This is a genomic window from Delftia sp. ASV31 (assembly GCF_016428765.1).
Lineage (GTDB): Bacteria > Pseudomonadota > Gammaproteobacteria > Burkholderiales > Burkholderiaceae_C > Comamonas > Comamonas acidovorans.
Genome location: NZ_JAELTK010000139.1, coordinates 1 through 9,691, shown reverse-complemented (window position 1 = coordinate 9,691; position 9,691 = coordinate 1). Strand labels below are relative to the sequence as shown.

Here is a 9,691-nt window from a genome sequence, read left to right as displayed (position 1 = left end):
CCCCCCCCCCCCCCCCCCCCCCCCCCCCCCCCCCCCCCCCCCCCCCCCCCCCCCTTTTCAAGCAGAAGACGGCATACGCGATCAACGTCAGCGTCTCGTGGGCTCGGAGATGTGTATAAGAGACAGCTGCGGTTGTCTGAGCGAAGTTCACGCAGTGAACGCAGCGAGTTCCGCAGCGAACCCCGCAACCGCCACGACGCAGGTTGCCCCGCAGCGAAGCGAAGGGGTCGCAGACATCCGGGTCGCCTTCTTTGATCTGACCTTTCTTGGCGAATCAAGAAAGGGCAGTCGGCTGCCGGGCCGAGACCCGGCCTCGAAAAATAGCCACCCGGCAGGGCGAAATGAGCCCCCTGCACTAGCTGACAAGCCGGGGGAACAGCCCCAAATCACAAGCCCATTGTTTCCACCACGGAACCAACCGCGTTCCACCACCCTCCTTTGCCAGCCGCCCCTGTCTCCCTAGAGTGAAAGCAAAAGGAGACAAGCATGTTCGAAGCCAATCTATTCCAGGGCCAGCGCGTCCTGATCACCGGGGGCGGCACGGGGCTGGGCCTGGCCATGGCGGCCAAGCTGGCGGAACTGGGCGCCGAGCTGCACCTGTGCGGCCGGCGGCATTCCGTGGTGCAGCAGGCCTGCGAGATGCTGAACAACGACACGGGCGCGCAGGCCTTTGCGCATGAACTCGACATTCGCCAGCCCGAGGCCGTGCACACCGTCATCGACCGCATCTGGGCCGAACACGGCCCGCTGACGAGCCTGGTCAACAACGCGGCCGGCAACTTCGTCAGCCGCACCGAGGACCTGAGCATCAACGGCTTCCATGCCATATCGGACATCGTCTTCCGGGGCACCTTCTACGTCACCCAGGCCGTGGGCCGCCGCTGGATCGCCGAAGGGCTGCCGGGCTCGGTGCTGTCCATCGTCGTCACCTGGGTGGACACGGGTTCGCCCTTCGTCGTGCCCTCGGCAATGTCCAAGGCCGGGCTGGACGCCATGACCAAATCGCTGGCCGTGGAATGGGGTCCCAAGCGCATACGGTTCAACGCGATTGCGCCGGGCGTGATTCCCACCCAGGGCGCCAGCCAGCGCCTGCGCCCCAGGATCGACGGCAACGAGGACTCGGCCGACCGCCGCCGCCTGGACAACCCCACGCGCCGCCTGGGCACGGGCGAGGACATCGGCAACATGGCCGCCTTCATCCTGGCCCCGGGCAACACCTGGCTCAACGGCCAGACCATCACGCTGGACGGCGGCGACGCCCTGGCCAACGGCGCCTACTTCACCGAATACCAGGCCTGGGACGATGCCGACTGGGCGCGCGCCCGGCAGATGGCCAAGGCCGCCAACCAGCCCAACGTCAACGATGGGGAGCAGGAGGCCACGCCCACATGAGCACCGCCCCCACGCCCCATTCCACCCTGGTCTTCGAACAGCGCACGCTGGCCGGTGCCGCCCAGCAGCAGCGCGGCCGCCAGCTGGCCCAGGGCCTGCGCAGCCTGGGCCTGGCCGAAGGCGACGTGCTGGCCGTCTTCCTTCGCAACGGCATCGAATACGCCGACGTGGTCCATGCCTGCCGCATTGCGGGCATCTACTACTGCCCCGTCAACTGGCATTTCACGGCCACGGAGATCGACTACATCCTGGCCGACAGCGGCGCCCGCGCCCTCATCACCAGCCAGGACCTGCTCGACGGCCTCAAGGGCGAACTCTATGCGGACCTGCCCCGGCGCGTCGCCCACGCACGCGAGCCGGAGCAGGACTACGAAGCCTGGCTGGCCGCCCAGGCACCCTACGACGGCCCGCTGGTCGCGCCGCGCGGCCACATGGCCTATACATCGGGCACCACGGGCCGTCCCAAGGGCGTGCTGCGCAAGGCGTTTCCCGTGGAAGAACTGCCCCGGCGCCTGGCCGTGAACCAGGCGCTGATCGCCACCGCCTACGGCCTGCAGCCCGGCGCGCGCACCCTGCTGACCGCACCCATCTACCACAGCGCGCCCAGCCTGTACTTCCAGAACGCGCTCATGCTCAGCGAGCTGGTGGTGCTGGAGCAGCGCTTCGACCCCGAGCGCTTCCTGCAGCTGGTGCAGGAGCACCGCATCGACACCGCCTACATGGTGCCCATCATGTACGTGCGCCTGCTCAGGCTGCCGCGCGAGGTGCGCGAGCGCTACGACATTTCCTCGCTGCGCTTCATCGCCTCCACCGGCTCGCCCTGCGCGCCCGAGGTCAAGAAGGCCATGATCGAGTGGATGGGGCCCATCATCAACGAGACCTATGCCTCCAGCGAGTCGGGCCTGGTCACCTTCATCGGCTCGGCCGACGCCCTCACCCACCCCGGCAGCGCGGGCCTGCCGCTGCAGGACGCCGAGGTCCGCATCCTCGACAGGCAGGGCCAGGCCCTGCCCACGGGCGAGGTCGGCCTGATCTACGTGCGCCAGCCCGCCTATGCCGACTTCACCTACAAGGGCAACGAAGAGGCCCGCCGCAAGATGGACCAGGGCGGCCTCATCACCCTGGGCGACATGGGCTACCTGGACGAGGAAGGCTTTCTCTACGTCTGCGACCGCGACTCGGACATGGTGATCTCCGGCGGCGTGAACATCTACCCGGCCGAGATAGAGAACGAGCTGCTCAGGCACCCCGGCATAGCAGACTGCGCCGTCATCGGCGTGCCCGATGCCGAGTACGGCGAGCGGCTGCTGGCCCTGGTCGAACCCGGCCAGTCAGGCACACTGCCCGAGGCGGAACTGAAAGAATGGCTGCGCGGCCGGCTGGCGGCCTACAAGCTGCCGCGCAGCTTCGTCTTCCAGCGCCTGCCCCGCGACGACAACGGAAAGATCGCCAAAAGAAAGCTGCGCGACGCCCACTGGGGCGCGACGCAGCGCAAGATCTGAACCCGCCAACACCGAAAGAGAAGGAGACAACGCATGAACAAGGCCATTGCATTGCTGCTTGCCGCTGCGGCCACCGCAGCCGCAGCCCCCGGGTTCGCCCAGTCCGACTACCCCAGCAAGCCCATCAAGCTCATCGCCCCGTATGCGCCGGGCGGCTCGGTCGATGTGCTGGCCCGCACCCTGGCCACGCACCTGTCCACCGAGCTCAAGCAGTCCGTGGTCGTGGAGAACCGGCCGGGCGCCAACACCATGATTGCCGCCTCGGCCGTGGCGCGCTCGCCGGCCGACGGCTACACCCTGCTGCTGGCCAGCAATGCCAGCATGGTGCTCAACCCCCTGCTCTACAAGAAGCTCAGCTACAACCCCGACCGGGAACTGAAGCTCACCAACATCCTGGCCGAGGCCCCGCTGGTGCTGGTCACCAACAGCCAGACCGGCATCAAAAACGTGGCCGACCTCAAGGCCTACTCCAAGGCCCACGCGGGCAAGCTCAACTACAGCTCGGTCGGCCTGGGCAACCCGCTGCAGCTGACCACCGAGCTGATCAAGTCCCGCCTGGACGTGGCCGCCACCCACATTCCCTTCAACGGCAGCGCCCCGGCCCTCACCGCCCTCATGGCCAACGACACCCAGCTCATGGTGGACGTGGCCGGCACCTCCCTGCCCCACATCAAGGCCGGCAAGCTGGTGGCCATTGCCACCACCGGGCCCGAGCGCTCGCAGTTCCTGCCGCAGACGCCCACCATTGCCGAATCGGGCGTGCCGGGCTTCAGGGCCTCCACCTGGTTCGGCATTGCCGTGCCCGCAGGCACGCCGGCCGACGCGCGCAACACCCTGCAGGCCGCCGTCAACAAGGTCATGCTCAACCCCGAGTTCGCCAGCGCCCTGGGCAACCAGACCCTGGCCGCCAGGAAGCCCCAGACCCAGGCCCAGCTCGACGACTTCCTGGCCGCTGACGGCCAGATGTGGCGCAAGGTGATCGCGGACAACGCGATTGCGCTGGAGAACTGAAGAGCTGAAGAGCTGAAGAACTGAACAACCGAGGCGCTAAGGCCCGGGCTCCCCGGCCTGCTCCACGAAGCGCAGCAGGCTGGCCCTGAGGAACTCGGTCATCACCTTGACGGCATGCGAGGGCCGCCGGTCCTCGGCCGTGATGATGTACAGCCGGTCGCCCAGGCCGGACACCGTCCAGTCCGGGCACACGCGCTGCACGGCGCCCGATCGCAGCTCGTCCATCACCATGTAGTTGGGCAAGGTGGCCACGCCGCTGCCCCGGAGCATGGACTGCTTGAGGAAGGGGAAATGCTCGCTGGTGATGCAGGGCTCGCACTTGAGCGCAATCTCCTGCTGCCCCTTTTTCACCGAGACGGCATAGGTCTTGCCGTCGCCGGGCGGCGTCAGCAGCACGCCGTGGGGAATCTCGGCGGGGTCGTGGAACGGCCGCGCCTTGGCATAGGCGCTGCTGGCATACAGGCCAAAGCCCACCGGCCCCAGATCGCGCGCCACCAGGTGCTCCTGCACGTCGCGCGCCACGCGCACGGCCACATCCACCTGGGCGCTCATGGGATCGCTCACCCGGTTGGAGAACAGCACGCGGATGCGCACCTGCGGGTGCCGCTTCTGGAAGGCCAGCAGCATGTCGGCCAGGTACAGCTCGCCCAGGCCCGTGGGAATGCTCAGCCGCACCGAGCCCGTCACCACATGCTGCAGCGCGTCGATGGCGCCCTGCGCCGCCTCCACCTCCTGGATGATGCTGCGCCCGTGCTCGTACAGCACCTCGCCCGCCGCCGTCAGCAAAAAGCTGCGCGTCGTGCGGTGCAGCAGGGTCACGCCCAGCGCCGTCTCCAGCGCCTTGAGCTCCTTGCTCACCTTGGAGCGCGTGATATCGCGCTTGCGCGCCGCAGCGCTGAGGCTGCGCGCGTCCACGATCTCTACGAAATTGCGGATGAGGTTGATGTCCATGGCTTGAGGCGGCAGGTCAGGCGGCCCGCCTTGTGCACGGCCGCAGGCAACGCGCCAGGACCGCCACCCCCGGACTATGGCACCGTCACGACGCCTGGCCCCGCCACCCGTGGGCGCCGGGACACAGGGCTTTCCCCGGTGCCCGCCGCATCAATCCAGGCTGATCTGCGACGAAGAGGCCACCTGCTTCCAGGTCGTCACATCCTTGAGGATCACCGCGCCGAACTGCTCCGGCGTATTGGCCACCACCGTGCCGCCCAGCTCGGCCAGGCGCTGGCGCAGTTGCGGATCGGCCAGGGCCTGCACGCTGGCCTTGTGCAGCTTGTCGCGGATGTCCTTGGGCAGGCCCTTGGGCGCCAGCAGGCCGTTCCAGGCCTGCACGGCGTAGCCGGGCACGCCGGACTCGGCAAAGGTCGGCACATCGGGCAGCTCGCTGCTGCGCTGGGCCGTGGCCACGGCCAGCGGGCGGATCTTGCCGGACTTGATGTGCGGCAGCGAAGCCGGCAGCGGCTCCCACAGCATGGACACCTGGCCGCCGATCAGATCGGTGAAGGCCGGGCCCGCGCCGCGGTAGGGCACATGCATGATCTGCACGCCCGCCTTGGCCTTGAACAGCTCCATGGCCAGATGACCCAGACCGCCCGCGCCCGAGGACGCATACGACAGATGGCCCGGCTGCGCCTTGGCCAGCGCGATCAGCTCCTTCAGATTGGCCGCCTTGACCGAGGGATGCACGCTGAGCACGCCCGGCACCGTGATCACCTGGGTGATGGGCGTGAAATCCTTCACCGCGTCATAGGGCAGCTTGGTGTAGACGGCCGGATTCGTGCCGTGCGTGCTGGACGTGGCGCCCAGCAGCGTATAGCCGTCCGGCTTGGCATCGGCCACGAAGCGCGTGCCCAGCGAGCCACCGGCCCCGGCCTTGTTCTCCACGATCACCGAGGCGCCCAGCACCTTGCCCAGCTGCTGCGCGAACAGGCGGTTCACCACATCGGCCGTGCCGCCGGGCGGAAACGGCACGATCAGGCGGATGGGCTCGGCCGTGGGCCAGCCGGCATCGGCCGCCAGGGCCGACTGCGCGGGCGCCAGCGCGCCCAGGGCCAGGGCCGCCGTGGTTGCAGACAGGCTGCGGATCATGAAATTGCGGCGTTGCATAGGATTTTTCTCCTCGTTGAAATTCTTCGGGACCAGCACCGGCCAGTCACTGGCAAGTCATCGGCCCAGGCGCTCCAGCCAGGCCAGCACCCGGCCCAGCACCTCGTCGCCATTGGTGTCCAGCATGCAGAAATGCGAATTGCCGGTAATGCCTGCGGCCGGCAGGTCCAGCACCTCGGCGCGGCCGCCCAGGCGGCGCAGCAGCTGCCAATACACATCGGTCTGCGCGCGGTACTTCTGCCACTGCGGGCTATGCGCGAAATGGTCGCCCCACACCGCCAGATGGGGGATGGCCGAGGCAGGCGCGAAGGCATCCGCCCCCTCCTGCCCCTGTTGCCCCTGTTGCTCCTGCTGCACCACCGGCATGCCCGTAGGCTCCACCCCCACCACGGCGCGCACCAGGTGCGGCTTGCGGACGGCCGCATGCGCGGCAAAGCCACCGCCCTGGCTGTGGCCCATCACCACACAGGGGCCGAACTGCTCCAGCAGCGCGTCATAGGCCGCCATGGCCATGGCCTCGTGCCCCAGCCAGCGCGGCACCATCTGCCGCACCAGGGCACCAAAATTCTCATGCGGAAACCGCTGGCCGACGAAAGGCTCGCCCACACCGTCGCCCGAAGGCGCGCCATGGCCTATGCGAAACAGCTGCCACGCCTCCTCGGCACTGCGGAACACGGGCGCCTCGGCATAGATCTCGGGGAACATCGCCCAGCCCGCGCGGCCGCGCTCCACGGCATCGCAGACCACCACGTCGTGGCCGGCCTCCAGCAGGCGCCACAGCCAGCCCTGGCGCCCATCGGGCGTGGACTCCCACTGCGCCCCGGTCATGCCGCCGCCATGCCACAGCAGCACCGGCAGGGGGCTGCGCGGACGCGCCAGCCGGTACTCCATGGCATACATCTGGCCCACGGCATAGCTGCCATTCATGTCCAGCGGCCGCTCGCCGCCATTGCGCACCACCTCCCTGTGCTGGATCGGCAGATCCCGCACCGTGCGCTGCGCACCGCCAATGAAATGGCTTTGCATCTTCCTGAGGCAAACTTCAGGCATAACAGGGCTTCTCTCGCATGCCGCCATGCTAGGCATGCCCCGCCTTGGTGCTGTGCCGATTGCGGCGGCGCTGTGCCGGATCAGCACAGCCCTGCACCCACCCTACCCATGCACGAACTCAACCTCAAACTGCTGCAGGACCTGCAGGCCCTGGCCGACACCGGCAGCTTCTACAAGGCCGCCGAACGCCGCCACATCACCCACCCGGCCTTTGGCCGCCGCATCCGCGCGCTGGAGGAATGGGCGGGCACGCCCCTGGTCGAGCGCGGCCACCAATCCACCACGCTCACGGCCGCCGGCAAGACGCTGCTGGCCTCGGCCCATGAAGTGCTGGGCATCCTGGAGCAGACCCACGGCCTGCTGCAGCGCCCCCACCGCACGCGTGACGAAACCATCACCATCGCGGCCGGCCGCACGCTGTCGCACACCGTCCTGCCGGGCATCATCACCGCCCTCAACCAGGCCATGCCCCAGCTGTGCTGGAAAGTGGTCACCACCAGCCTGGACTACGGCGTGGAAATGCTGCTGCAGGGCAAGGTGGACCTGCTCATGTGCCACGCCCAGCCCGCCATCGAAGGCAGCCTGCAGGGCCACCACCTGGCCTGGCTGCCCGTGGGCCAGGACACGCTGATCCCCGTCAGCATCCCCCTGGTCCCCCAATTGCCCAAGTACGCCCTGCCCGCCCACGGCGGCGGCCCGCTGGTGCCCTACCTGGACTACGCGCAAAGCATGTCCCTGGGCAAGATCCTGCGCAGCCACCTGCACGAACTGTGCGACACCACGCGCCTGCGCACCGTCTACGAGGCCGACCTCGCCGACTCCCTGCACGCCATGGTCCACCAGGGCCTGGGCCTGGCCTGGCTGCCGCTCACCCTGGTCAAGACCGACCTGACCGAGGGCCGCCTGGCCCGCGCGGCCGGGCCCGACAAGGACGTGCCCATCAACGTACGGCTCTACCGGCGGCCTGCCGCGCAGAGCAAGCCGCTCACGCGCAGGGTGTGGGCGGGGTTGGAGAATCTTTATGGGAGGAGTCAGAAGTCGTGAGGCGGGCGGGCCAACCCATGCGACTTCGCTGTTGCGGCTCTGAACGTCTGTAAATTTGAACGCCGCGCGCACTTGTTCCCCCTGCCGGGCGGTTTCTTTTAGAGGCCGGGTCTCGGCCCGGCAGCCGACTGCCCTTTCTTGATTCGCCAAGAAAGGTCAGATCAAAGAAGGCGACCCGGATGTCCGCGACCCCTTCGCTTCGCTGCGGGGCAACCTGCGTCGTGGCGGCTGCGGGGTTCGCCGTGAAACTCACTTCGCGCTGCGCGCTACGTTCAGACATCACGGCGAGTCAGATGACGAAGCAAGCCTGTCCTTCGGCAGGCTTGCAACCCCGCAACCGCCACGACGCAGGCGCGGACATAGGGGAGGGGGAAGAGGCAGCAGGCGCAGGCAGCGGACGCGCCCAGGACTTTCCCCTTGGCCCCGCTGCAGCCTTGAACTAGCATGGCCTGCACCGCCCCGGCCGGGGCGGATCTTCCTTGGGCATCGATGAGCTTTCCCGTTCAGATTCCGATCCGAGTCCCCTGCCCTCCGGGCGCCTGCATCTGCGAGCACGACGCCCTGCTCGCCGACTCCATGGCTGACCAGCGCATCCTGCGACTCACCAAGGAAGAGGAAAAACGCCTGCTGCTACGGTTGGAACGCATCACCAGCCTGCAGGACCTGCGCCATGTGGAGCAGCGCATGTATGAACAGCTCGGCATCCGCGTGCGCATCGAGCCCGGCGCCAGCGAAGTGCGCACCGTGCGCGGCATCCAGATCGAGGTCTTGCCCATGCGCGGGCTGTGCAGCAAGACGCGGCAGGCGATTCCTGCGGCGATTCGGCGAGGGATGGAGAGGACGCCTGAGGTGGCGTTTGAGTTGTTGGATGAGGGGGGGTTGTTTGGGTGAGGGTTTTGGCGGTTGGTGGGGAGCGGGTTACGGCCCGTTGCGGACGTTCGATAAGTGTTCTGCGAAGGCATGCTGAAATCGTTTCCCACGAGTGGCCGATGCAAAACACAAGGGCCACTTCGGGCTGTCGAACGTCAGAGTTTGCGAAGGCCGTCTGCCAAGCAGGGTGGTTTGCCAAGCTCACGCGATAATGGTCGATCGCAAGCCAGTCCGCACCAAAATATGCTTGATCTTCATGCCCCCATCGAGCCTGGACAGGCTGCTGCAGGATTCAAGATAGGCCAGTCGCTGTCGAGTATTGAACCCTTCCTGAAAGACGTCTGCTCGGAGAACTATGTTCCCGGATTTCCCCTCAATGCGGTGCTGGCAGAGAACAAAGGGACACTTGTTGTTCGGCGTGTTGATCCTCGCGGGGGTGTCTCCATATTCTTCGGCTCAGATGCCGTTCATCTCGTTTTTTCTGCTTACGGGCAACTCGCTTGCATATACGTCTTCGATGGCTATCTAGGCTCTTATAGAGCTGTCTCTTATACACATCTGACGCTGCCGACGAAATGCGAACAAAAAAGGGGGTGTGGGGGGGGGGGGGGGGGGGGGGGGGGGGGGGGGGGGGGGGGGGGGGGGGGGGGGGGGGGGGGGGGGGGGGGGGGGGGGGGGGGGGGGGGGGGGGGGGGGGGGGGGGGGGGGGGGGGGGG

The 9,691-nt window shown here is 67.7% G+C and carries 9 protein-coding genes; 5 read left to right on the top strand and 4 right to left on the bottom strand.

What is annotated here, in order from left to right; translation table 11 throughout:
- Positions 1 to 486 precede the first annotated feature (486 nt).
- The 3 genes from JHD82_RS27805 to JHD82_RS27795 are packed head-to-tail and all read left to right on the top strand — an operon-like array spanning position 487 to position 3,905.
- The gene (locus tag JHD82_RS27805) at positions 487 to 1,392 is read left to right on the top strand and encodes an SDR family oxidoreductase (RefSeq protein ID WP_016448092.1); all 906 of its coding nucleotides are present in this window, start codon (positions 487 to 489) and stop codon (positions 1,390 to 1,392) included.
- The gene (locus JHD82_RS27800) at positions 1,389 to 2,894 is read left to right on the top strand and encodes an acyl-CoA synthetase (protein WP_199140045.1); all 1,506 of its coding nucleotides are present in this window, start codon (positions 1,389 to 1,391) and stop codon (positions 2,892 to 2,894) included. The genes JHD82_RS27805 and JHD82_RS27800 overlap by 4 nt, the downstream gene beginning before the upstream one ends.
- A gap of 33 nt (positions 2,895 to 2,927) precedes the next feature.
- Positions 2,928 to 3,905 carry a tripartite tricarboxylate transporter substrate binding protein gene (locus JHD82_RS27795; RefSeq protein WP_012205004.1) on the top strand — a complete coding sequence of 326 codons (978 nt, stop codon included), beginning with the start codon at positions 2,928 to 2,930 and terminating at the stop codon, positions 3,903 to 3,905.
- 36 nt (positions 3,906 to 3,941) lie between these two features.
- On the opposite strand, the gene JHD82_RS27790 is transcribed toward JHD82_RS27795, so the two are convergent.
- The 3 genes from JHD82_RS27790 to JHD82_RS27780 all read right to left on the bottom strand — a co-directional run bounded on the left by JHD82_RS27790 (position 3,942) and on the right by JHD82_RS27780 (position 7,037).
- Positions 3,942 to 4,856 carry a LysR family transcriptional regulator gene (locus JHD82_RS27790; RefSeq protein ID WP_034392446.1) on the bottom strand — a complete coding sequence of 305 codons (915 nt, stop codon included), beginning with the start codon at positions 4,854 to 4,856 and terminating at the stop codon, positions 3,942 to 3,944.
- A 150-nt stretch (positions 4,857 to 5,006) separates the two neighbouring features.
- Positions 5,007 to 6,011, bottom strand: coding sequence for a tripartite tricarboxylate transporter substrate binding protein BugE (locus JHD82_RS27785; protein WP_012205002.1), 1,005 nt, complete (start codon positions 6,009 to 6,011; stop codon positions 5,007 to 5,009).
- Positions 6,012 to 6,068: 57 nt separating this feature from the next.
- On the bottom strand, positions 6,069 to 7,037 hold the full coding sequence (locus JHD82_RS27780; RefSeq protein WP_199140043.1) for an alpha/beta fold hydrolase: 969 nt from the start codon (positions 7,035 to 7,037) through the stop codon (positions 6,069 to 6,071).
- A gap of 132 nt (positions 7,038 to 7,169) precedes the next feature.
- Here JHD82_RS27780 and JHD82_RS27775 point away from each other — a divergent pair, with 132 nt between their 5' ends.
- Together JHD82_RS27775 and JHD82_RS27770 are read left to right on the top strand one after the other, a co-directional pair.
- Positions 7,170 to 8,105 carry a LysR family transcriptional regulator gene (locus JHD82_RS27775; protein ID WP_199140041.1) on the top strand — a complete coding sequence of 312 codons (936 nt, stop codon included), beginning with the start codon at positions 7,170 to 7,172 and terminating at the stop codon, positions 8,103 to 8,105.
- Between the two features lie 444 nt (positions 8,106 to 8,549).
- Complete coding sequence (locus JHD82_RS27770; protein ID WP_374191672.1) at positions 8,550 to 8,996, top strand: hypothetical protein; 447 nt, start codon at positions 8,550 to 8,552, stop codon at positions 8,994 to 8,996.
- A gap of 504 nt (positions 8,997 to 9,500) precedes the next feature.
- On the opposite strand, the gene JHD82_RS27765 is transcribed toward JHD82_RS27770, so the two are convergent.
- On the bottom strand, positions 9,501 to 9,691 hold a 191-nt coding region (locus tag JHD82_RS27765), incomplete at its 5' end, for a hypothetical protein (protein WP_199140039.1).

Excerpts from the sequence above, each read along its gene's own strand:
- JHD82_RS27800 (WP_199140045.1), top strand. The coding sequence starts at position 1,389 with ATGAGCACCGCCCCCACGCCCCATTCCACCCTGGTCTTCGAACAGCGC.
- JHD82_RS27775 (WP_199140041.1), top strand. The coding sequence starts at position 7,170 with ATGCACGAACTCAACCTCAAACTGCTGCAGGACCTGCAGGCCCTGGCC.
- JHD82_RS27795 (WP_012205004.1), top strand. The coding sequence starts at position 2,928 with ATGAACAAGGCCATTGCATTGCTGCTTGCCGCTGCGGCCACCGCAGCC.
- JHD82_RS27780 (WP_199140043.1), bottom strand. The coding sequence starts at position 7,037 with ATGCAAAGCCATTTCATTGGCGGTGCGCAGCGCACGGTGCGGGATCTG.
- JHD82_RS27805 (WP_016448092.1), top strand. The coding sequence starts at position 487 with ATGTTCGAAGCCAATCTATTCCAGGGCCAGCGCGTCCTGATCACCGGG.
- JHD82_RS27770 (WP_374191672.1), top strand. The coding sequence starts at position 8,550 with ATGGCCTGCACCGCCCCGGCCGGGGCGGATCTTCCTTGGGCATCGATG.
- JHD82_RS27785 (WP_012205002.1), bottom strand. The coding sequence starts at position 6,011 with ATGCAACGCCGCAATTTCATGATCCGCAGCCTGTCTGCAACCACGGCG.
- JHD82_RS27790 (WP_034392446.1), bottom strand. The coding sequence starts at position 4,856 with ATGGACATCAACCTCATCCGCAATTTCGTAGAGATCGTGGACGCGCGC.